The 21,584-nt window shown below is 67.4% G+C and carries 20 protein-coding genes and 1 pseudogene; 7 read left to right on the plus strand and 14 right to left on the minus strand.

Annotated elements, in window-relative coordinates; translation table 11 throughout:
* Window positions 1-72: 72 nt before the first annotated feature.
* The gene (locus ACSNOA_RS21245; protein WP_436660817.1) at window positions 73-1,206 is read right to left on the minus strand and encodes an ROK family protein; all 1,134 of its coding nucleotides are present in this window, start codon (window positions 1,204-1,206) and stop codon (window positions 73-75) included.
* Between the two features lie 119 nt (window positions 1,207-1,325).
* Between ACSNOA_RS21245 and ACSNOA_RS21250 the strand changes: the two genes are divergently transcribed.
* The 4 genes from ACSNOA_RS21250 to ACSNOA_RS21265 all read left to right on the plus strand — a co-directional run bounded on the left by ACSNOA_RS21250 (window position 1,326) and on the right by ACSNOA_RS21265 (window position 6,851).
* Entirely contained in the window at window positions 1,326-3,512 is a 2,187-nt protein-coding gene (locus ACSNOA_RS21250; RefSeq protein WP_436660818.1) for an alpha-galactosidase, read from the plus strand.
* A 6-nt stretch (window positions 3,513-3,518) separates the two neighbouring features.
* On the plus strand, window positions 3,519-4,562 hold the full coding sequence (locus ACSNOA_RS21255; protein ID WP_436660820.1) for a zinc-dependent alcohol dehydrogenase: 1,044 nt from the start codon (window positions 3,519-3,521) through the stop codon (window positions 4,560-4,562).
* Between the two features lie 20 nt (window positions 4,563-4,582).
* On the plus strand, window positions 4,583-5,569 hold the full coding sequence (locus ACSNOA_RS21260) for a Gfo/Idh/MocA family protein (RefSeq protein ID WP_436660822.1): 987 nt from the start codon (window positions 4,583-4,585) through the stop codon (window positions 5,567-5,569).
* Window positions 5,570-5,633: 64 nt separating this feature from the next.
* Complete coding sequence (locus ACSNOA_RS21265) at window positions 5,634-6,851, plus strand: ribokinase (RefSeq protein WP_436660823.1); 1,218 nt, start codon at window positions 5,634-5,636, stop codon at window positions 6,849-6,851.
* A 41-nt stretch (window positions 6,852-6,892) separates the two neighbouring features.
* On the opposite strand, the gene ACSNOA_RS21270 is transcribed toward ACSNOA_RS21265, so the two are convergent.
* The 3 genes and pseudogenes from ACSNOA_RS21270 to ACSNOA_RS21280 all read right to left on the minus strand — a co-directional run.
* A complete protein-coding gene (locus ACSNOA_RS21270; RefSeq protein ID WP_436662394.1) occupies window positions 6,893-7,147 on the minus strand; it encodes a DUF202 domain-containing protein in 255 nt (84 codons plus the stop codon).
* On the minus strand, window positions 7,144-7,497 hold the full coding sequence (locus tag ACSNOA_RS21275) for a YidH family protein (protein WP_436660825.1): 354 nt from the start codon (window positions 7,495-7,497) through the stop codon (window positions 7,144-7,146). Before ACSNOA_RS21275 ends, ACSNOA_RS21270 begins: the two co-directional genes overlap by 4 nt.
* A 64-nt stretch (window positions 7,498-7,561) precedes the next feature.
* Window positions 7,562-8,083, minus strand: a pseudogene (locus ACSNOA_RS21280) (SUMF1/EgtB/PvdO family nonheme iron enzyme); the annotation flags it as partial.
* 91 nt (window positions 8,084-8,174) lie between these two features.
* On the opposite strand from ACSNOA_RS21280, the gene ACSNOA_RS21285 reads away from it, so the two are divergent.
* Both ACSNOA_RS21285 and ACSNOA_RS21290 read left to right on the plus strand, forming a co-directional pair.
* A complete protein-coding gene (locus tag ACSNOA_RS21285; RefSeq protein ID WP_436660827.1) occupies window positions 8,175-8,363 on the plus strand; it encodes a hypothetical protein in 189 nt (62 codons plus the stop codon).
* A gap of 398 nt (window positions 8,364-8,761) precedes the next feature.
* On the plus strand, window positions 8,762-9,577 hold the full coding sequence (locus ACSNOA_RS21290) for a ferritin-like domain-containing protein (protein WP_436660828.1): 816 nt from the start codon (window positions 8,762-8,764) through the stop codon (window positions 9,575-9,577).
* Between the two features lie 106 nt (window positions 9,578-9,683).
* Here the strand turns inward: ACSNOA_RS21290 and ACSNOA_RS21295 are convergent, their stop codons facing one another.
* From ACSNOA_RS21295 to ACSNOA_RS21315, 5 genes are all read right to left on the minus strand, one after another.
* Window positions 9,684-10,859 carry an MFS transporter gene (locus ACSNOA_RS21295; RefSeq protein WP_436660829.1) on the minus strand — a complete coding sequence of 392 codons (1,176 nt, stop codon included), beginning with the start codon at window positions 10,857-10,859 and terminating at the stop codon, window positions 9,684-9,686.
* A 159-nt stretch (window positions 10,860-11,018) separates the two neighbouring features.
* Complete coding sequence (locus ACSNOA_RS21300) at window positions 11,019-12,305, minus strand: MFS transporter (RefSeq protein WP_436660831.1); 1,287 nt, start codon at window positions 12,303-12,305, stop codon at window positions 11,019-11,021.
* Window positions 12,306-12,458: 153 nt separating this feature from the next.
* Complete coding sequence (locus ACSNOA_RS21305) at window positions 12,459-13,280, minus strand: isocitrate lyase/PEP mutase family protein (RefSeq protein ID WP_436660832.1); 822 nt, start codon at window positions 13,278-13,280, stop codon at window positions 12,459-12,461.
* 9 nt (window positions 13,281-13,289) lie between these two features.
* Window positions 13,290-13,670, minus strand: a complete 381-nt coding sequence (locus ACSNOA_RS21310; RefSeq protein WP_436660834.1) for a nuclear transport factor 2 family protein — start codon at window positions 13,668-13,670, stop codon at window positions 13,290-13,292.
* A 507-nt stretch (window positions 13,671-14,177) separates the two neighbouring features.
* Window positions 14,178-14,888, minus strand: coding sequence for a DUF4396 domain-containing protein (locus tag ACSNOA_RS21315; RefSeq protein ID WP_436660835.1), 711 nt, complete (start codon window positions 14,886-14,888; stop codon window positions 14,178-14,180).
* A gap of 329 nt (window positions 14,889-15,217) precedes the next feature.
* Between ACSNOA_RS21315 and ACSNOA_RS21320 the strand changes: the two genes are divergently transcribed.
* On the plus strand, window positions 15,218-15,700 hold the full coding sequence (locus tag ACSNOA_RS21320; RefSeq protein WP_436660837.1) for a carboxymuconolactone decarboxylase family protein: 483 nt from the start codon (window positions 15,218-15,220) through the stop codon (window positions 15,698-15,700).
* Between the two features lie 139 nt (window positions 15,701-15,839).
* On the opposite strand, the gene ACSNOA_RS21325 is transcribed toward ACSNOA_RS21320, so the two are convergent.
* From ACSNOA_RS21325 to ACSNOA_RS21345, 5 genes are all read right to left on the minus strand, one after another.
* Complete coding sequence (locus tag ACSNOA_RS21325; RefSeq protein WP_436660838.1) at window positions 15,840-16,724, minus strand: septum formation family protein; 885 nt, start codon at window positions 16,722-16,724, stop codon at window positions 15,840-15,842.
* A gap of 152 nt (window positions 16,725-16,876) precedes the next feature.
* Window positions 16,877-17,638 carry an SDR family NAD(P)-dependent oxidoreductase gene (locus ACSNOA_RS21330; protein WP_436660840.1) on the minus strand — a complete coding sequence of 254 codons (762 nt, stop codon included), beginning with the start codon at window positions 17,636-17,638 and terminating at the stop codon, window positions 16,877-16,879.
* A 193-nt stretch (window positions 17,639-17,831) separates the two neighbouring features.
* Entirely contained in the window at window positions 17,832-19,001 is a 1,170-nt protein-coding gene (locus tag ACSNOA_RS21335; protein ID WP_436660841.1) for a low temperature requirement protein A, read from the minus strand.
* Between the two features lie 356 nt (window positions 19,002-19,357).
* Window positions 19,358-20,236 (minus strand): hypothetical protein, encoded by an 879-nt coding sequence (locus tag ACSNOA_RS21340; RefSeq protein WP_436660842.1) that lies wholly within the window; start codon window positions 20,234-20,236, stop codon window positions 19,358-19,360.
* 269 nt (window positions 20,237-20,505) lie between these two features.
* Complete coding sequence (locus ACSNOA_RS21345; RefSeq protein ID WP_436660844.1) at window positions 20,506-21,333, minus strand: SAM-dependent methyltransferase; 828 nt, start codon at window positions 21,331-21,333, stop codon at window positions 20,506-20,508.
* Between the last annotated feature and the right edge of the window lie 251 nt (window positions 21,334-21,584).

Raw genomic sequence — 21,584 nt, forward strand, 5'->3', positions numbered from 1 at the left:
CCTCTCGGTGAATTTGCCCTGTTATGCACACGGGGGATCCGGCCGATATAGTTTCACCGCGAAATTAGGCCGTCAAGGGGCAGCAGGCAAGTTTGACGGGAAGCTGGCCTGGATCGCGACCACTGCCGCTCCTCGAGCCCACTCGAGGAAATCCATCGGTCGGATCACGGGGTCCAGGCCGCTCTCCTGCCCGTCGGCGTACTCGATGCGACCGGCGTGCAGGCTGTCAGGCGCGATCTCCACAAGTCGCACGCCTTCGCCGGACAGAATGATGCGCTCGACTCCGGTCAGCGAGGTGATCGCCGCCGCCGCGCGGCCGACAGCGTGTGCCGCCTCCGCGACGACGCGCGCGGCCACCCGGTCACCGGCCTCGGCGAGCCCGAGCACCTGCTCGTAGGTCGTGGGCCGCCCGCGGGCGACGGAGACGGCATTGGCCATCGCCCCAGAGGTCACGAAGGCCATCATGCAGCCGCGATGGCCAGCGGGGCACAGCGGTCCGTGCGGGTTGACCGGTAGGTGACTGATCGGGCTCACCATCGTCGGGACAACCTCGTGGTTGATCACGAGCCCGTACCCCACGCCGGCACCGACCGTCAGCAGGGCGAAGTCCGGATACGTGCGGCCGTAGCCGAACCACTGCTGCGCCATCGTGAGGCCCACGACGTCGTTGGCCAGGAACAACGGGGCATCGACCTGCTCGGCGAGCAAGGTGCGGAACGGCACCTCGTGCCAGTCCAGAAAAGGCGAGTCGGCCACGGTCTCGCCCTTGTCCACCCGGCCGCCCACGGTCACGCCGACGCCCTGCACGGGCCGGCCGGCCCTCGCCGCCATCCGGGAGACGACGCCGGCGACGCAGGACACGACGTCCGGTACGTTCAGCGACGGCTCGGGCAGCGTCTCGCTGTCCAGCACCTCGGCCCGGAGGTTCGTGAGCACCGCGTAGATCGACTCACTGGTGAGCTTTACACCCACGTACCGGTAGTCGTCGGCGACCACATCGAGGAGGACCGACGACCGCCCGCGGCCGGGTGTGCGCACGGAGTGGGACTCCACCAGGACACCCGCGTCGAGCAGCGGCCGCACGAGGCGGGTCAGCGTCGGTGCCGACAGACCGGTCTTCTTCGCCAGCTGCGCCCGGGACTGGGCACCGTGCACGAGGATGTCGACCGCCACCGCCTTCGATGTGTCAGGCAGGTCCGGGTGCATCAATCCTCCTGATCCGCGGGACCGGTCCTCGACCGCTCGGGAACAGGGGGTCGTCCGCCGGCGATCTGTGTGGCATGCTCTCCGCTTAGTTTCGCGGTGAAATAATAACTGGAGCGCACATGAGTGTATCGACAGGCGGCTCCGTCCGGTCTGTTCGCACGCTGACCGCCGCGACCACGTCGCTCGTGGTCGACGTCAGCTCGGGCGTGCCGCGGGTTCTGCACTGGGGGGCGCGACTGGACGACGACCCCGCCCACGAACAGTTCCTGGCCACCCTGAGCGAGGCGCAGTACGGCGCGGACGGACTGCCTGGGCAGCACCGTTACCCCGGCGTGCTACCCGAGCAGTCCGCCGGCTGGATGGGCACTCCCGGCCTGGAGGGACATCGGGACGGGACCGCCTTCAGCACGCGGTTCGTCGCCACCGGGCACGAGCTGTCCGGCCAGCCGGACCAGGGTCAGGTACTCGTGAGCCGGGCGGTCGACGAGGCCGTCCAGGTCGCCCTGACGACGACCATCGAGCTCTCGGCCGAGGGAGTCGCGCGCGTGAAGGCGGCCTTGACCAACACCGCGCAGAGCGGAACCTTCACGGTCAATGGCATGCGCCTGGTGCTCCCGGTTCCCACCGAGGCGCAGGAGATTCTCGACTTCACCGGGCGTCACCTGCGGGAGCGCAGCCCGCAGCGGCATCCCTTCCACGCCGGCACGCACGTACGCGAGGGCCGTCGCGGGCGCACCGGTTCCGACGCGAGCCTCCTGCTAGCGGCGGGAACGGCTCACTTCGGCTTCCGTAGCGGTGAGGTATGGGCCGTCCACACCGCTTGGAGCGGCAACCACGTCACATTCGCGGAGCTCGGCCTCAACGGGCTACGCGTTCTCGGCGGCGGCGAGATTCTCCTTCCCGGTGAGGTGACTCTCGAGCCCGGGGATACCTACACGACTCCCTGGCTGTACGCCGTTCACGGCAACGGACTCGATGCGGTAGCGGCGGCCTTCCACCAGCATCTGCGAGCGCGGCCTACCCATCCGACATCGCCCAGGCCCGTTGTCCTGAACACCTGGGAAGCCGTCTACTTCGACCACGACGTGGACACCCTGGTCGAGCTGGCGACGCATGGCGCCAAGGTTGGGGCCGAACGCTTCGTCCTCGACGACGGGTGGTTCCTGGGCCGCCGTGACGACCGGAAGGGGCTCGGTGACTGGCAGGTCGACCCGGCCGTCTGGCCGAAGGGCCTCCACCCGCTGGTCGAGGCCGTCCGGAGGCTGGGCATGGACTTCGGGCTCTGGTTCGAGCCGGAAATGGTCAATGACGATTCGGAGCTCGCCCGCGCGCATCCCGAGTGGATCCTGGCGCCGGGCGACGGACGCCTTCCCCTCACAGGCCGCCACCAGCACGTGCTCAACCTCGCCATTCCAGAGGCCTTCGACCACGTGCTCGAATCGATCAGCGCGGCCATCGCGGAGTACCAGATCGACTACATAAAGTGGGACCACAATCGCGACCTGGTCGAGGCCGGCGACCGCCTCACCGGCAGGGCGAAGGTGCACGCACAGACCCTTGCGGCGTACGCCCTGATGGACGAGCTGCGGCGACGGCATCCCGGGCTCGAGATCGAGTCCTGCTCCTCCGGCGGTGGCCGGGTCGACCTCGAGGTGCTTCAGCGCACCGACCGGGTATGGGCAAGTGACTGCATCGACCCGCTGGAGCGGCAGAGGATTCAGCGCTGGACCGGTCTCGTGCTGCCAGCCGAGATGGTCGGCAGCCACGTCGGCGCCCCGACTGCCCACACGACCGACCGCACGCATTCGCTGGCCTTCCGGGCGGCCACCGCCCTGTTCGGGCACTTCGGCATCGAGTGGGACCTGCGCAACGCCTCTCCCGACGAGCTGAACGAGCTCAGAGATTGGGTGACGCTGTACAAGCAGGAGCGCGATCTGCTGCACAGCGGCACAGCGGTGCACTGCGACTACCCCGACGACGCCTACTGGGCCCACGGTGTCGTGAGCCAGGACCGGACACGGGCGCTCTTCACCTTCGTCACGCTCGATACCTCTGCGGCCGCACAGCAGGGTCGGATCACGTTGCCGGCCCTGGATCCGGACCTGGCCTACCGCATCGAGCCGATCCCGCTCTCGGCCGGCGCCCTCGTGCGCACACGCAGCGGGCAGCCCTCATGGTGGGTCGACCGTCCCGTCATCTCCGGCAAAGCGCTGGAGGCCATCGGGCTGCAGGCACCCATGCTGTACCCCGAGCAGGCGCTCGTCTTCCGCCTGATCGCCGATCAAACCACTGAGAACAGGAGCTGAAATCCCGTGGGACATCTTGTCCGTTTTTCCTCCCCGCGCACCGTCGACGTGGTGGAGGTCGAGGACCCCACACCGGGTCCTGGAGAGGTCTTGCTGGAGACGGTGTACTCCGGCATCTCCGCTGGCACCGAGCTGACGGCCTATCGCGGCACCAACCCCTACCTGACGAGTGAATGGGACCCGGAGCGCAAGCTGTTCGTCCCGGGCGACTCGACCATGTCCTACCCCATCGATGCTTGGGGCTACGAAGAGGTCGGCCGGGTGGCCGCAGTCGGCTCCGCAAGCGACGAGGACCTCGTTGGCGAGCTGGTATGGGGCTCGTGGGGTCACCGAGCGACGGTCGTGCGCCCGGTCGGGTACGCCAGGGCGCGGCTCCTGCCCGGCGTCGAGCCGATGATGGGCGTCTTCGGACGGATCGGCGCGATCGCCTTCAACGCGATCCTCGACGCTGACATTCACCTTGGCGAATCGGTGGTCGTCTTCGGAGCCGGCGTGCCCGGCCAGATCGTCGCCCAGCTGGCACGTCTCAACGGAGCGCGGGTCACGGTCGTCGACCCGGTTCCCACGCGGCGCGCCCTCGCCAAGCGGCTCGGCGCCGACGAGACGCTGGACCCGACCAGTGACGACGTCGCGGCGGCAGTGCGCGCTGCCACCGACAACCGGGGAGCGGACGTCGTGATCGAGATGAGCGGCGCCTACCAGGCGCTGCACGAGGCCGTCCGCACCGTCGGCTACAACTCCCGCGTGGTCGCCAGCGGGTTCTTCCAAGGTCCGGCGACTCCTCTGCAGCTGGGTGAGGAGTTCCACCACAACCGGATCGCCATCATCTGCTCCCAGATCTCCGGGGTGGCAGCGCATCTTCAGCACCGCTGGAACGACCTGCGTATGTCGCGCACGGTTCTGTCACTGGCGCACGACGGCAAGCTCGCCCTGGATGACCTCGTCACCCACGTCATCCCCGCGAAGAGCGCACCGGATGCCTTCGACATGCTCGACAAAAATCCTCAGGATGCCCTCCAGGTCGTCCTCGACTACAGGAACGCCGCATGATCGACGTACAACCGACGCCCATGTCCAAGGGCGAGGTGGGCTGGGGCATCCTCGCAACCGGGGGCATCGCCAACGCCTTCACACGCGACCTCGTCGCGCACGGCCACCGCGTTGCCGCCGTCGGGTCGCGGTCGACAGACAACGCCCGCACCTTCGCCGAGAAGTGGGGCATCGAGCGCGCCCACGGTTCGTACGACGAGCTCGTCGCCGACCCTGACGTCGACGTCGTCTACGTGGCGACGCCGCACAACTTCCACGCCGCGAACGCGATGGCCGCCCTCGACAACGGCAAGCATGTGCTGGTCGAGAAGGCATTCACCGTCAACGCCGCCGAGGCCCGTGCCGTGTTCGAGCTCGGTCGCAGCAAGGGGCTCCTCGTCATGGAGGCCATGTGGACGCGCTTCCTCCCCCACATGGCCTACGTGAGGTCGGTCATCGAACGCGGCCTCCTGGGCGACGTCCGCTCGCTGCACGCCGACCACACGCAGCGGCTCCCGTCGGACCCTGCGCACCGGCTCAACAACCTCGACCTCGCCGGCGGCTGCCTGCTGGACGTCGGTGTCTACCCGCTGTCCTTCGCCCATGACATCCTCGGGGCCCCCGTGGAAATCACCGGGCGTGGCACCCTGAGAGACACCGGCGTCGACCTCTGCGTTGCGACGGTCCTGCGTCACCAGAACGACGCCATCTCGACGTCGTACTCCTCCATGGAGACCAGAGGCCCCAACACCGCCGTGGTGCTCGGGACCGAGGGCCGGATCGAGATCGACTCGGTCTGGTACTCCCCCGCGCGGGTCACCGTGAAGAGCGTTACGGGACAGGAGCTTGAACGGTTCGACGAGCCGGTGACCGGCAGAGGTATGCAGTACCAGGCGGCGGAAGCCGAGCGGCTGATCGTTGAGGGTGAGGTCGAGAGCCCGCTGATGACCCACGAGCAGTCGATCGCGGTGATGGCCACGATGGACGCCGTCCGCGAAGAAATCGGGGTGCGCTACCCCGGCGAATAGGACAAAAGCGTCAGCCGGGTGGCCGGGAGGGTGGAAGCGCCACCCCGGCCACTGCTGTCGTGAGATGGACCGCCACGCCGAGAAGCGGCGGAGCCACCGACGTCAGCGCCTCGACGCCTGCCATGCGACCACCGGCAACGCGGTCGCCGGCGTACGCCGTGCTGGTGGCGAAGGGTGCCAGGCCGAGCGCTGCGCGCCACCTGCCGTATGGCGTTCAGCAGCCCGCTGGCCAGTCCCTCGTGGCCGGCGGCCACGCAGCACGGGCCGTTCCAGGCGGGCGTCCTGTTTCCCTCACCTCGCACCATACTTCCCGGAGATTCCTGTGCCTGACATCGTTGTATTTGGCAGCATCAATGCCGACCTGGTCCTTGAGGTTCCCGCGCTCCCCGGTCCCGGCGAGACCGTACTCGGCGGCCGGCTGCGTGTGCTCAGCGGCGGGAAAGGCGCGAATCAGGCCGTCGCCGCCGCCAGTGCGGCAGCAGCGCCGGATGAAGCGACAGGTCCGGTGGTCCGGATGGTCGGCCGCATCGGCGACGACGCCCACGGCCGCCGGATGCGTGCCGATCTGGTCGAAGCCGGGGTGGACGACAGCGCGGTCACCATCGACGCCACCGAGCCCAGCGGCACCGCGTTGGTTTTCGTCGATCGCGCCGGCGAGAACCTGATCGCCGTCGCGCCCGGAGCGAACGCGCGCCTCGACGAGACGGACGTCGCGAGGGTCGGCACCGTCTTGCGCCCCCGTGACGTGGTGCTCTGCCAACTGGAGGTGCCGCTGCCGGCGGTCCGGGCCCTGCTGACCGTCGCCGCGGCGGCAGGCGCCCGGACGGTCTGCAACGCCGCCCCCGCAACCCCGCTCGACCCGGGGCTGCTCGCCGCCCTCGATGTCCTGGTCGTCAACGAGTCCGAGGCGCAGGTGGTGCGCGGCGCGGTGATCCGCACCCCGGAGGAGGCGGTCCGGGCCGCGGCCGAGATCGGCTGTTCGGTGGTGGTGACGCTCGGCGCGGCCGGGGCGGTGTACGCCGAACCGACCGGCGGGTCCGGACATTGCCCGGCACCTGACGTTGAGGTGGTGGACACCGTAGGTGCCGGAGACGCGTTCGTCGGCGCACTCGCCGTCGCCCTGGCCCGGGGTGCCGCCCTCGCCGAGGCGGTCCAGGCCGGGGTGACCGCTGGCGCGGCGGCGGTCACCCGCTCGGGTGCCCGACCGACCCGACCCGACGGGGACGACGGCCGGCGCCCGGCCGACCGCCAGGGGAATCTCGAACCGCGGCTGCCGTACTAGCCGACATTGGCATCCACATCGTCGATATACGTCGTGGGCACCTAGGCCGTCAGCAGGAGCCCCGCCAGGGTCAGGGCGCCGGTCGCGGTGGCGAGACCGGTGACGGCGAGCAGGCCGCCGTGGCGGCGCACGAGGACCGCCGAGAGCGCCGCGGCCGCGCCGGCGGCCAGGAACAGCGGCCGGGAGCCGGTGTGCAGGCCGAGACGGACCAGCAGCAGCGCGCTGACGACGGAGACGGCGGCGGTACGCGTCCATGCCAACGCTGTGCGTTCCCGCTGCAGGCCCGGATCACTCACGACACGACGGCGAGGACCACCACGGCCGCGCCGAGCACCCCCAGCGCGGCGGCCAGCAGAACAAGCAGCGGGGTGAACGGGAGGCCCTGGCTGAGGCGCATGGCGCGTTGGATGCGGGCCCAGCGGCGGTAGGCGGCGACCGGAAGCAGCGTGCCGGCGACGGCGAGCACAGCCGCGAGGCCGGTGCGAGCTCCTGCCAGCGCCGACGCCGGCAGGAACTGGATCACCGCGATGGCGCTGGCCAGGAGGGCGAGCGCCGTGCGGATCCAGGCGAGGAACGTGCGTTCGTTGGCGAGGGAGAACCGGTAGTCCGGCTCGGCGCCCTCCCGCGTCCAGGCGGGCTCGGGCATCGGCGGCGCACCGGAAGCCGGCGTGACCGGTCGTGCTGTCCGGTGTTGACGAGGTGCGGGCCGAGACGCGGTAGCGGTTGCAGTAGGACTCGTGACACAGGTAGGAGCCGCCGCGCATGACCCGCGTCGCGCCGGCCGGCGGGCCCGCCGGGTCGATGCGGGTAGCCGGAGAGGGGTCGGCATGCCAGTCGGCGCTGAACCAGTCGGCGCACCATTCCCAGACGTTGCCGCTGGTGTTGTAGAGGCCGTAGCCGTTGGGGCGGAACGCGGTCACCGGTGCGGTGCCGATGTGGCCGTCGTCGCCGGTGTTCTTTCGAGGAAACGTGCCCTGCCAGGTGTTGCAGCGGTGCTGGCCGCGCGCGGTGAACTCGTCGCCCCACGGGAAGCGGGCCTGGTCGAGGCCGCCGCGTGCGGCCTTCTCCCATTCGGCCTCGGTCGGCAGGCGCTTGCCGGCCCACGCGGCGTAGGCGGTCGCGTCGTTCCACGACACGTGCACCACCGGGTGGTTGGCACGCCTGGTCACATCCGAACCGGGGCCCTCCGGCGGGCGTGGAACGAGCTCTTCTGGGCGATCACCTTCATCCACACGCCCGAGCTGCGCCGGGCGCGACCGGCTGCCTGGTACGGCCCTACTCGGCGGCCGTCGCGACCAGCTGGGCTGTTACGGGGACCCGAACGTGAGCACGCCGCACATCGACGCGCTCGCCGCCGCCGGCACCCGGTTCGACGACGAACCCGGCCGGCCCGTGCGCCGGGACGATGAACAGCCGACCCCGTTCGGTGGCCCACAACACGATCATGGCGGCGCCGAACGGCCTTACGGACGTCGCTGCCGGAGTACCGAATCCTTCGAAGGGCATGCCTGACCTGACCGGCTTCTGTCGCCCTGCTCGCGGTCGACCACGGCCACCCCTCGTCCCGCAGGTCGTTCACCGGCCGGATCGCTTCCACTGCCGCCGAACGGGATCGGCTCGTGCTCGCGCTGGCCGAGGACGGCGAGGCCCCGGCGGGCGAACACCGCCGAGCGGAGCGTAGTCGAATTTGATTCGTCCCGTACCGCCTTTGGCAAACAATCCCTGATTTTCGTCGGCACAACTAACGTGAGCCTCATCCCTTCCAGTCAGGTCGGCCGGCGCGGACAGCTAGGGGACCTGGATGGCCAAAACGGAGGCGGCATGGATAACTGTTCATCTCAGAGGCAGTGTCACGCAGTGCAGAATCCGAATCGGATCGGCGAAGGCTCTCCGCCTTGGTAGATCCGGGCGTGTGCGAAGCCGACCCGGCGGGTGGTGGCTCGCCGAGTGACGCGGCAATCCTCAACTTCGCGCTCAATCTCGAGTATCTCGAGGCTGAGTTCTATCTCCGCGCGACGACGGGATCCGGGCTTCCTGACGAGATGACCACCGGGACCGGGGTGCGCGGCGAGGTGTCCGGCGGAGGGTCAGTCAACTTCAGCAGTAAATTCGTGCAGAGGTTCGCGAAGGAGATCGCCTCCGACGAGATGCAGCATGTGGCCTTCTTGCGAGCCGCGCTCGGTAATGCCGCTGTTGCTCGTCCCGCGATCTCGCTGGACGCGAGCTTCACTTCGGCGGCGACCGCCGCCGGCCTGATCGAGCAGGGCCAAAGCTTCGACCCGTACGCGAACGACCTCAATTTCCTCTTTGCGGCGTTCCTCTTCGAAGACGTCGGAGTGTCGGCGTTCAAGGGATCCGCAAAACTGTTGTCGAACAAGACGTACCTTGATGCGGCCGCCGGCCTGCTGGCCACCGAGGCATACCACGCGGGGATTGTCCGATCCGCGCTCTACAGCGCCGGACTCACCGACGACACGGTCTTTGACTCGGTACAAAAGATTTCCGACGCGCGTAACAGTCTTGATGGTGCGGCGGATGACGACCAGGGTGTCGGCACGGCGGCGGACCCGAATTTCATCCCCACGGACGAAAATGGTATGTGCTACGGCCGATCGGCCCAGTCCGTGTTGAACATCGCCTACTTGAGCATGACCCCGGCGGCTTCGGGTGGCTTCTACCCGGCCGGCATGAACGGCGAAATCGTGGCGAGCGCCGGAACGGCATGAGGGTTTACGTCGGCTGAACTGGTCCTGAGGACGGACGCCCACGCGGAAACGCTCGCTCATCGACCTGCCAGGCCCAGTGTGAACCGCCGATGCCCTGCCCCCGGCCCTACACCCTCAAGGGTGAAGCGCTGGGCCGGCTGGTCGTGTCGATTTCTGAGTCGCGCGCAGCGATGACAGTGAACGCCGTGGCGAGGACGGCAAGTGCGCCGTACCCGAACGCGATGTGCGGCACCGAGAAGACGCTGGAGAGTTGAGCGGCGATGAGGCTGGGAATGGTCGCGCCGCTGTAGCTGAGGAGATATACGACGGCGAAGATCGGTGCCCGGTCGTGCAGGGTGCTGCCGGCCAGCAGGCCGCGGGTGGCGGCGCTGATGGCGATGCCCTGAGCGGCTCCCGCCACGACAGTTGCGGTGATGAACAACGGCAGCGCGGCGGTGGTAATCGCTGTGATGATGCCGATCCATCCGGCCAGGAAGGCGATCATGCCGATTCGTTGGGCTGCCGCTGGTGAGAACCGGCCGCCAAGGGGGGCGCTCAGAGCGCTGGGGCCCATGTACGCGGCGAACACAAGTCCAAGGACGAGCGAGCTGTTGGTGTGCAGTTGATCTTCGACCAGTGCGGGCACGAATGCCTGGTAGAAGGCCCCTGTTGCCCAGGTGGCCAGGAACACGGCGGCCGCGACGGGGAGCAGATGCCGGACGCGGACCGGTACCCGAACGCTGGGGCGCAGGGAACGCCAGCCGCCCGGCGAGGCAGTCGCGGTCTCCGGGCTGATGGCGACGAGCGCGGCAGACAGTAGGAGCAGGCTGATGACAACCAGGTAGATGAGGTCACGTGGCCAGGGGCCGAACTGGACGAGGGCGCCGGAGGCGATGGCGCCCACGGCGAGACCGAGCATGACTGTCTGGCTGGAAGCGACGGAGGCCAGCCAGGTCGGCCTGGTGGGTGCGGCGTCGACGATGTAGGCGGTGAGGCTGCTGCTGGCCAGCCCGGCGCCGAGGCCCATCAGGAGCCGACCGGCGATCAGGATGCCGATGTGGTGCACGTTCAACAGCAGCAGACAACCCAGTACGAGCAGGCCGAGGCTGGCGATCGCCGCAGGCCGTCGGCCCACGTGGTTGGACAGTCGTCCCAGCACCAGCAGTGTGCTGAGAGTAGCGGCGGAGTAGGCGACGACGGTCAGGGAGATGTCGGCGTTGGTGAACCCGTCCTCGGCCCGGTAGATGTTGAAGAGCGGGATCGTCGAGCCCACTGCGGCAAACGCGGCCACCAGTGAGACCACCGCAGATAGGAATGCAAGCCGGAGTGTTCGGACCCGGCGGCCCAGGTTGGTCGCTGGGGTTACGTGTTGCATCGAGCCGTCTTTCTCTTGTTCTGAACCATGCCGGCGGTTCTTGCGCACGACTACGTGCCCGGCACCCCTCGCCTCGTTCCGGTCTCGTCATTCCCTCCGGGCGAGGGTCACGAGCCGTGCCGCCACCGCGGCGAGCACGGCGGAGGTAAGGACAATGAAGCCCGCCGTGAGAAACACCATCTGCAGGGTTGTCGACGAAACAAGGATCGCGCCGAGGCCAGATCCTGCCGCCAGGGCTATCTGAAGGTTCGTCACGTTCACGGCCGACGCGGCCTCCGGGGTTTCCGGAGCGGCGTCGAGTATCCAGACCAGCGTTCCCGGGTTCACGATTCCCCAGAACAGGCCCCACAGCACGAGCAACAGGCCAGCCAGCCAGGGTAACGAGCCCGCGCACGCCAGCCCGATGAGTAATGCGGCCACCACCGTCGCCGCCCCGGCGAAGCTGCCGATCACTCCGCGCTTGAACAGCGATCCGGCCACGATCGAGCCGACGATGCCACCGCAGCCGTAGATGACGTAGAGCAGAGAGATCACGTCGCTGGACAGTTGCGTGTGGTCCATAAGAAAAGGGGTGATGTACGTCCAGGCGGTGAACTGTCCGATGAACACCACGGCGCCCGCTGCCATCCCAAACCGGGCGGCCCGTCGCGTCACGACTCCCACGAGATCACGCAGGTGCGTACGCCCGTCCGGGGGAATACCCGGCAGCACGACCGTCTGCGCGACCACGACCAGCAGCGTCGCCGCCGCCGCAATGGCGAAGGCGAGACGCCAGCCGACGAGGTTGCCAAGGAACTGACCCGCGGGCAGCCCCACCACCGTCCCACCCGAGATACCCGCCGCGATGATGGTGATGGCGCGAGTGCCGCCGGACCGGCCCACCAGTTTGGGTCCGACCGGTGAGACCACGGTCCAGAAGGCTCCGAGGGTGGCGCCGAAGAGCATACGGGCGATCAGCACCACGGCGAAATTCGGCGCCACGGCGACGACCGCGTTCGACACGAGCACCGTGAGACCCAGGACAAGGATGACGGAGCGCCGGTTGAAGCGGCTGGAACGGAGGAAGAACAGCGGCGCTGACACCGCGGCGCTGAAACCAGGCACGAGCACCATCAGCCCTGCGAGGCCGAGCGAGACATCCAGTCCGTCGGCAATCTGCGGCAGCAGCCCCACCGGAAGCGTCTCCGTCATGACGATGACGAACGCGCCGAGCGCGAGCGCACCAACCGACGCCCAACCCCGCCTGCTACCGGGCTCCGCGGTGGCGCGGACCGCTGCAGGCTCGATCGGGACGGCCGCGGCGCAGGACGACGACGTGACCACGGACACCTGCGATGCGTGGTGTGCCGGCGACGCCACTTTGGGTTCGATCATATTTTCTCCTCAGTTATCGCATGCTCCTGGCAGGGCTCCCTTCTGTAAGCACCCGAGAACGTTCCGCGCGAGTCGTGCGGGCATTCAAGACAGCTCACGTTGCGATCTGGTCGCATGGAAACCAGTGCGCGGCCGCCCGGTTGGGTGGCCGTCTTAGGCATTGATGAGGTCGATGATGTGGCCGAAGCTGAGCTCTGACGCGAGCGCCGTCAGGTCTCCCGCCGCTAGCTTCGCCGCAGCCGCCCGTGTAGCGCCGAGAGCGTGCGTGTATGGGTCGACTCCGAGGCTGATCCGGCGTACACCGATCGTCTGGAGTTCCGCGAGGGTGGCCGTGTCCTTGGGGCTGACGAGGACGTTGACCGGCTTGGGCGCGACAGCCTTGACGACTGCGCTGATCGAGGCCACGTCCGGCAGGTTCGGCGCGTACAGGACGTCAGCTCCCGCTTCCGCGAAGGCCGCGAGACGGCGCACGGTGTCATCGAGGTCCGAAATCCCCCACAGGAAGTTGTCCGTACGGCCCGTCAAAACGATCCGCCCGCGTGCGACCGCGGCGGCGGCCTCGATGCGGCGAACCGCGTCATCGAAGTGACGAATCGGGTTAGAGGGGTCACCAGTGGTGTCCTCAACCCCGATGCCGGCGAGACCGCGGGCAACGGCAGCGTCGACAGTGGCCGCGACATCTTCGGGAGCCTCGCCGTAGCCATCCTCGAAGTCGCCGTTGACCGGCAGGCCACTCACGGACGTGAGTAGGGCGGCATGGTCAAGGTGCGTTCTGCGGCTGATGGCGTGGATACCGTCGAGCCGGCCCAGTGTTGCGGCGAAGGCCGCAGAAGAGGTCGCGATGGACCTGAATCCGGCCTCTTTGAAGAGCAGGGCCGACGGACCGTCCCATGCGTTAGGCATGATGAATGTGTCGGGGCCACGATGGAGTTCGACGAATTGTTCGTAACGTGTCTGGGCTGGAATGTCAGACATGGTGGCGGGTCAGGCGCCCGGAGCGATCGCGCAGGCGGAGACGCAGACCCAGGTGCCCTCGCGCTTCTGGTACACGTCCGTGTACAGCGCTTCCTGCTCCACTCCATCGGCGATCATGGTGTATGTGACGCGGCCGTGGATCAGCGCGACGTCGCCGAGGATGCGGATCTTGAAGTCGCGCAGAACGATGTCTTTGATGGGCCGGGGCTTGGCGATGTATTCGAGGTACTCCTCGCGGTTGCGGGTGACACCCGGCGTCTGCGTGATGAAATCTTCGGCGAGGAATTCACTGAAGCGCTTGGCATCGCTGGTCTCGTCCGAGTGGATGTAGTCGAGGTTGAGCTGTTCGAGGATCGCCAGATCCTCGGCGCGCTGCTCGGCGTCGTTCATTTCTTGCTCCTTCTTGAGGTTCGGCTTGCGGCGATGCTGGATTGTCGTTCCGTGCCGTATGCGGTGCTGACGTGCCGTTGTTCCGTCTAGGTGGTGTCTAATTCGTCGCGCCGTTTGTCGACTATGTCCTGATCTCGGTCGGGCCTCGATGCCCCGCCACCGCAGTCGGTCCTGCGGCTGTTGGCTCCTGCACGCTCCGTCCTCGAGTAGCGGCAGGCGGTTGCCCCGGGAAGTTCGGTCGCTCCGTCGACCACGAGACTACATGGACGACTTGGTCCACCCTAAGACGTCGCCGCAGCTACCCGCAAGCGGGGTGCGCCTGGCGCTGACCATGGCCGGGCCTGCGGCGTACGTCGGCTGCTCGCGGATCAGAGCGGAAGCTGGAACGCCTCCGCAGTGGGAGTGTGCTGGACTCCAGAGTCCATCCAAATGGCTCGAGCTTGTTCCGAGATAGTCGTTCGACACTTGTCGCCCGTCTACCTGGCGCACATGCCAGTTGGCGCTCGGCTACCGCCTACGGTTTGGTCCGTGCTCCGGCGTTACTTTGATTCCACGACGGACCAGCCAGGCGGTTGCGGGCCATGCGGCGATGAACCCGCAGGCCAGCCCGATCTGGATGAAGAACCAGAATACCGGGGTCGACGGATCCATTGATGGCTCCGAGTCGGTGACATACTGCGAGATCGCCAACCAGATGAACAGAGCTATCTCGAAGGCGGTCACAGCGAGCAGGTCGGCCTTGGCGACATTCACGAACGCGTCCCGCATTCTTTGCCGACCTCTACGAACCGAGGTGATGTATCGGAATGTCACACCTACGACGATCGCTCCTGAATAGTCACTGATGTAGTTGGCCCACAGGGTGTCACGCCCTAAGCTAATGCCACTGAAAAATATCACCAGCTCACCGAGGATGACGCCAAGAGCGCAGTGGGCGCCGCAGTGGCAGAGCCCGGTCAGAATGGCTATTTGCCGCGGCCGTCTCGGCGGCCTGCCGTGGCGCTGCTGCCACCGGGGTGACTGTGGCCTAGCCCAACGCCGGTAGGCCATGATGGCCGCCAGGCCGAGGTAGGCCCCGGTTACGGCCCAGACGAACTCCATGATCTTGATCGGCTGGCGGTACCCGAGGACGCGGGTGTCGACGACGATCAAGGCCGAGCTAACTAACCCCACACCGAGCGAGATCCACGACAGCAGCTCCAGCAACGTAAGTCGCATGGCTGTCCCTTCAGCTGCAGGAGGTAAGGACGTAGCGCGAGCGGGGCGCGGGCGCGTGAGGCAAACATGAGTTAACGAAGCCACCTGGGCTCAGGTTTCGGGGTTCTACCGGTAGCGTCGATGAGATGCACCGACTTCGGTTCATCGCAGGCGCTCGAGTCTGATTCGCGCGCCGCGCCCGCCGGTCAAGACCCGTCCCGTGCAAGAGGTGTTCGAGAGGTCTGTTGTGGACGGCTGGGCGAGGCCGCTGGGAACCCCGATATGGCTGTCCGCCGGCGTGGACGTCCCGACCACTGGTGTTGTCGTTGTGACCTACAGGAGGTCATTTCTTGGACACCAGGATCCAGAACGTTCGACTGAACGCCACGTCGAACGAGCAACTCATGGCTTTGGTAAGCGCCGGGGCCGCAGCCTTCGGCCATACCGCCACGCTTCGAGTGGAACGGGCGCTGGCCCAGCTTCTTCGGTTACGCGTCGCACAAATCAACAACTGCAGCTACTGCCTTCTGGTGCACCACGCCGCTGCCCGCACCGCCGACATCCCGCAGTCCAAGGTTGAGACGCTCACCGGGTGGTGGGAGACGCACCTGTTCACCGAGGCGGAGCAAGCCGCTCTCGCCTACACCGAGGCGTTGACCCGAGCCGCCGACGCCACCGTCAACGATCGAATCCAGGAGGCGCACGACCGGCTGGCCACGCACTTCACCGAGGACGAGATCCTGGAGATCGTGGGCGTTGTGATCAACATGAACATCTGGACGCGACTCAAGCTCGCCGAAGGTGCCATGCCCACGACGGCGCCTCCCAGCTGAGTCGATACCCGGCCCTGCCGCCGGAATGCTGGAAAGCCTGGGCGCAGCCGATGAGGTGTCGAACATCCGAGCACCGACGCAGCGCCATGCGACAGGCGCGAAGAGTGTGCCTCGTCATGCCGCTTCGAAGGGCGCCAGCTCAGCGGTTGCGGATGGCCGAGGCACCCCGTCCGCGTATGGAACGGCTGACCTCCGGTCCGCCCGTCCAGAAGTAGCAGCGCACCCCCCGGTCGCCGCGTGCCCAGCCCTGCTCGGACGGAAGCCGGTACATGGTGCCGGCGCCGACCTCTCCGCCAGCGGGCACCTTCGCGAACCGGTAGACCAGCTTCCGGCACTGGGCGTGCACGGCTGCCGGGTCGCGCCCCACATCGTCGCGCCGCTCCACCGGGGAGGTCCAGACTCCGACGTATTCGAAGCGGTGTGCGTCGGCGCAACCGACCGATAGAAGCTGGTCGTATGGGTCGAGCTGGAAGCAGGTGTGCGCCAGCGGTGACGGCATCCTCAGAGCGCCGCGTAGGCTTCCGGCCTGTCTGATGATGGAGTCGGGTGAGCCGCCGGCGCTGCTGGGGGCGCTGAGCACGAACACGTCGCACCGGAACCAACGGCCCCCGCCCTGCCAACCCCGCGTCGACGGAGGTACCGCCTGGACCGCGACCCGCCCGTCGCGCCAGTCGCCGCCCACGAACTCCCGCGCCTTCGCGTCGCACTCGCTGAACGCCGGACGCATGACAGCCGAATAGAACTGGGGCGGGGTCGGACGTTGGGCGAGGTCGCCGGTGAACGTTCCGACGTGGATCGTCTCCAGCACGTGGGGCTGCCCGCAGTCCACCGGCTCATCGTCCTCCAGATCGGGGTCGGAGACCGTATAGCAGGCCCGAACTCGCGGGGTGAACTGCTTCGCGGCCGCCAGAGGGCGCCAATCATCGGCCAGGTCACCGTCACTGCCCGGTGGCGGCGCGGCGCATCCGGAGATCAGGACGCCAACCAGTGCGGCGGCGACAACAACCCGCTGCTGACGCGTCACGCGCAGTCCTCTCCAGGGTTCGGGGATTCACGACGCGCGCAGCATAGGGCACACAGTCCCGGTGTTGATGCCGACCCGGAGCGGCGGGGCAATGGACGACATGCTTCCCTTCAGCAGAGGTTTGGTTCCGGCGCAGGCACTGTCGTTGAGTGCTAGAGCCCCTGGCCGCCGGACGCCTCGATGACCTGGCCGGTAACCCAGGCACTGGCGTCGTCGATCAGGAAGACGATGACCTTCCCGATGTCCTCCGGCTCACCGAGACGTCCGAAGGGCACCGTCTCGACGACCGGCGGAATGACCTCAGGCATACGCGTGAAGATGTCGTCGACGATGCGGGTGCGAGTGGAGCCGGGCGCTACCGCGTTGACCCGGATTTGGCGCGGCGCCAGCTCCTTGGCCCAGTAGCGGGTCAGTAGGTGCAGGCCGGCCTTCTGACTTGCGTAGCTCGAATAGCCTGCTTCCACCCCGCTGACGAGGGCGGAGTTGCTGCCGGTATTCACGATCGCACCACCGTCCGCGAGCAGCGGAAGCAGCCGCTGGGTGAGGAAGTACGGGCCGCGGAACAGCACTTGATGGAACTGGTCGAACGACTCCTCGGTGACATCTTCGAAGGCGGCGCCGCCGCCGATGCCGGCGTTGTTGACGAGCGCGTGCAGTTTGCTCGTCTTCCACTTGTCGCGCAGAATCTGCTCGACGCTTCCGTAGAACTGCGCGAACGAATTTGTGTCCGCGACATCAAGATAGAGCTCCGCCGCCCCACCTCCGGCAGCCTCGATCTTCTGGACGGTTTCGCGCGCCTCCGCCTGGTGACGGTAGTACGTGAAGATCACACCGAATCCACGCTCCGCCGCTGCGAAAGCTGCAGCCTGACCGATTCCCGCGCTGCCGCCAGTGATGAGGGCGATCTGGGGCATGGTGATCCTCCAAGGAGTAGACAAGCTCTCTGGTGACCAGAGAACACCCGGCGTCCGTGGGGGCGATAGACCAAAACTATCGAAAGCTTGCCCCATCCTCGCAACACATTGATCGATCCTGCCAACACCCCTACCCGAGCCGTACAGCCTGTCGGATCCCAGGGCGTCGCCGACAGATCGGATGGCTCTGCGGTTAACGGGGCGGTGACGGTTCGGTTGGGCGCCCCCTGCTGCGCAGCCCGTCGAAGGTGGCGACGCCTGCGAGGACGACAGCCGCGGTGATGGAAAGGGCTAGGGGCGGTACGAGAATTGCCGCCGGTGAAGTGGCGGCGAGCACCGACGCTCCGATCAGTCGGGAGCGGGATACCCGGGCGTATACCGTGTATTCGAAAAGGGCGCGTCCGGCTAGGAACAGGATGGGCCCGCCGAGGATGACGCCGATCCAGGCCGGGTCGGTGCGCCCTGAAAGATCGGCGATGACCAGCTCGTTGCCGACGCTGACGGCGACGATGCCGGCCACCATCAGCAGGTGAGCGAGCGCCGCCGTTCGCACGAGGCGGCCTGGCTCGGGAGCCGTCGCGATGGCAGCGGGCAGCTGCTCGCCTGCGCGGTAGATGTAGATCCGCCACAGCAGCACGGTGGTGGCGAAGGACACCACGAACGCCGCGGTGGCGCCGCCTCTGAAGTAGTGCGCGCTGTAGGCGATACCGCTGACCAGGATCAGCTCGCCGAGTGCAATGATGAAGAACTGTCGATAGCGCTCGGACAAGTACTCCGCCACAACAGGCCAATGCGACGGCGGGCGGCGAACCCACGGTGCGGGAAAGAGCAGCACGGCCCCAACGACGTCGATGGCCAGCGCAAGCGCCCACAACGCTCCCCGCACCTGACTCTGCGGAACGATCGCCCCGACGATCCACGGCACGCCGGACAGGGCGGACCACAGGAGCACCCCTGCGGTGCGACGCTGCGCCTCGTGACCCCTCAGGACGGCCACGAGGAAGAGCTGACGGCCGATGTGGATTGCGACATACGTTCCGGCGAAGCCCAGGCCCCCGGGGCCGAACGCGTGGGGCAGCGCGGCGGCCATCATCAGGGCGCCGAGCATGGTCCCGACGACCACCAACTGGATCTCCGGCCGCTGCGGGTCGTACAGGTCGGTGAGCCACGCCGTCGCAAACCAGACCATTAACAGGGCCAGCAACAACAGCAGCGTCTGGCCGGCTCCGGCGAGGACGTCATCCCGCTGGGACGTCACGTCCTCGAGCAGTCGCTGCGAGACCCGGCTGAGGGCGAACACGAGCACCAGGTCGAAGAAGAGGTCCAGGAAGGTCGCCTGCTGCGGTTGTCCCGGTTTTCGCATCAGCGCTTCTGCCCGGCTTGTCGCCATCTACCGCCCGTCTCTACCAGTGCTGTCTACCCCTCGGGCAGTCGTACCACGCGGGGGGCGCCGGTGGATCCAGATGGACGGCCGCGCCTGGGGTCGAGCGGCCTCGTTACACCGGCGGGCGACGGCAGAAACCCTCTGCTTCCGTCCGTCGCCGCCAATCCAGGCTCATTACACGGTCAACGTTCACAGACGAGGCACTAGCCACCGCTCATATGCCGGCGACGCGCAGCAGCCACCTATGCGAACTAGCTTCGCCGACCGGGATGGAACCATGCCGCGCTCGATTAACCGCTCACCGGTGTCGCGCTCACGGATCGGCGTCCGCACGATTACTCGGCAGCAGGGCCGCCGCCGCGAGACACTCCTTGCTGGCCGGCGTCGCTGGTCGAGTGATCCGCAGCGTCCAAATGAGGGTCCCCGGGTGGGAAGCCCTGCTCTTCCGCCTGCCGCCGGCGCCGTCCTCGTCGGCGGAACAGCTCGGCGGCGGCGCCGGCGGCGGCGAGCGCCGACACGATGGCCACGATGTGCGGGATCCCCCACTTCGCCACGTCGATCAGCGACCAGGCGGTCTGCTTGGCGGTATACGTGCCAGTCCGCTCAACCTTAAGCTGGATGGCCGCCGTCTCCCGGGGCATGAGCTCGGCCTTGGTCTCGGCGGCCAGGATGAACACGGATACCCGGAGGGTGTAGTTGCCCGGCTTGGTCGCCCGCACATCCCACACCCACATTCCCGCGTCGCTCGGATCCGTGAGCGGCTGGGTGTCGTCTTCGGGAGCGACCAGGCTCTTGACCTCCACAGCGTTATCCGCTGCAGCGAGGGTCACACCGACGCGGCCGCCAAGCGGAACGTCCCTGGAGGTATCTGGGTCGGTCGGAGGCACCCCGGCCGGGCTGAGGCACAAGTCGTCGGTGTTCGCAGGCCCGCAGAGAAGCACCCGTACGTCAAACCACTCTGTCACTTTCACGCGCCGGTCGGTCGTGACGTACATCCGACCTTTGAACAGATCGAGACGGTCGTTCTGCACGGTCGCCTGATAGGCGAATTGGTTCGACGGATCGCCTGCAGAAGAGCCTGCGTCGCAAGCGGCCGAGGCCAGCAGGCTGACGAAGGCGCCCAGCAGCACGCCGATGTTGATGAAGGCTCCCGCAAGCGTGGCAGTACGATTCAGCCGGGCAGGCCTGGTCGACGTACGCTTCGTCTGCTGCATCCGATGCCTCTCGCTACCAACGGTCGGGGCTGCACCACCAGTGTGAGGCACGCTCACGCCGGGATGTAAGCGAGCAACGGCCGGGAGGGTCCCGCGGTGACCGTGCTGACCTGCCTGCTATTCCCCCAGAGGAAGACTGTCAGGAGGCGGCGCAGCGTCCGCTAGCTACCGCAGCCCGGATGGCCCAGACGTTGGCGAGAAGAAGGCCGCCCACTAGGGCCTGGTTTCAGAAGTTGACCCACGAGCCGGGTCGCATCCGGCGCTCACGATCAGGCCCGTTCGGCGGCCAGGAGATAGGTGCGTGTAGTGGGGTCTACGCCACCGTCGCGCCGCGATGAGAGGCGGCCGAAGCAGGCCGCCTCTTGCCCTGGCTCAGTAATCACGCACCGGTGCCAGCCGCACCGCCTCACAAGAGCCGCCGGTTCATCGGTACAGAAAGGCAACGGCTGGCTCGTCCGCTGACGTTGCTCGATCCATGACTTCATCGCGGGCAGCCGTAACAGGCCAGTCCCGAACACATCGAAAGCCAGAGTCGAACGCGTCTGCGACAGGGACGCCGTTTGTGACAGCAGGGCCTGCACCGTTGGTGATTCGAGGTAGAACATCAATCCCTCAGCGAGCCACACCGTTGGTGCTCCCGGATCGAATCCTGCATCAAGAAGCGGCGCCGACCAGTCGGTACGCAGATCAACGCCGATCGTAAGGCGCGCACAGACCGGGGCAGCACCCGCGGCCTGCAGGACACTTTCCTTGGCCGCCAACGTGCCACGGTGATCCAACTCGTACACGGTTGTTGCTTTCGGCAGCGCGAGTCTGTAGGCCCGGGTGTCGAAGCCTGCGCCGAGGAGCACGACCTGTCGCGCCCATCGCGTCGCCTCAAGCAGGACGTCATCAAAGAACCGTGTCCGTACCGGGAGGAAGGCATTCTCGCCGCCGGCGGCACGCTCACTCGCCGCGAGCCGAGCACGGCCCAGCTCGCCGGCCAGCAGATGTGCCCATGGATCGTTGAACAGACGGTCGGACCGGGCGGACTCTCGCGCCCGCGCGGCTGCTATCCAAGCCGCGGTACCCGTGACGGCCAGATCCTCTGATCCCACGTCGGCACGCTACGACAGTCCCGCCCTCGTTCGCACATCGGCTAGATCCGGGCGTCGGCAGCGCGTGCAACCCGACGTAGTCGACGATCTCTGAGTCCTGCCCTCGTCTTGATTGCCGGCTAACTGTGGGCACCTACGGACGCCGATATCTGCTGGGGGCGCGCGGATAGCGGCCAGGACCGGGATGAACTGCGGACTGTCGCCGCGGTGGCCGGCGGCCAGCACGATCGCGAGGGGTTTCTGGCCTTGCT

The organism is Micromonospora sp. URMC 103, assembly GCF_051386435.1.
Classification (GTDB): domain Bacteria; phylum Actinomycetota; class Actinomycetes; order Mycobacteriales; family Micromonosporaceae; genus Micromonospora.

Bases quoted from the DNA above. Each gene is read 5' to 3' on its own strand.
- ACSNOA_RS21260 (WP_436660822.1), top strand. From the start codon at position 4,583: ATGTCCAAGGGCGAGGTGGGCTGGGGCATCCTCGCAACCGGGGGCATC.
- ACSNOA_RS21250 (WP_436660818.1), top strand. From the start codon at position 1,326: ATGAGTGTATCGACAGGCGGCTCCGTCCGGTCTGTTCGCACGCTGACC.
- ACSNOA_RS21275 (WP_436660825.1), bottom strand. From the start codon at position 7,497: ATGCCCGAGCCCGCCTGGACGCGGGAGGGCGCCGAGCCGGACTACCGG.
- ACSNOA_RS21330 (WP_436660840.1), bottom strand. From the start codon at position 17,638: ATGCCCCAGATCGCCCTCATCACTGGCGGCAGCGCGGGAATCGGTCAG.
- ACSNOA_RS21335 (WP_436660841.1), bottom strand. From the start codon at position 19,001: ATGCGAAAACCGGGACAACCGCAGCAGGCGACCTTCCTGGACCTCTTC.
- ACSNOA_RS21265 (WP_436660823.1), top strand. From the start codon at position 5,634: ATGGACCGCCACGCCGAGAAGCGGCGGAGCCACCGACGTCAGCGCCTC.
- ACSNOA_RS21340 (WP_436660842.1), bottom strand. From the start codon at position 20,236: ATGCAGCAGACGAAGCGTACGTCGACCAGGCCTGCCCGGCTGAATCGT.
- ACSNOA_RS21300 (WP_436660831.1), bottom strand. From the start codon at position 12,305: ATGATCGAACCCAAAGTGGCGTCGCCGGCACACCACGCATCGCAGGTG.
- ACSNOA_RS21310 (WP_436660834.1), bottom strand. From the start codon at position 13,670: ATGAACGACGCCGAGCAGCGCGCCGAGGATCTGGCGATCCTCGAACAG.
- ACSNOA_RS21315 (WP_436660835.1), bottom strand. From the start codon at position 14,888: ATGCGACTTACGTTGCTGGAGCTGCTGTCGTGGATCTCGCTCGGTGTG.
- ACSNOA_RS21305 (WP_436660832.1), bottom strand. From the start codon at position 13,280: ATGTCTGACATTCCAGCCCAGACACGTTACGAACAATTCGTCGAACTC.
- ACSNOA_RS21245 (WP_436660817.1), bottom strand. From the start codon at position 1,206: ATGCACCCGGACCTGCCTGACACATCGAAGGCGGTGGCGGTCGACATC.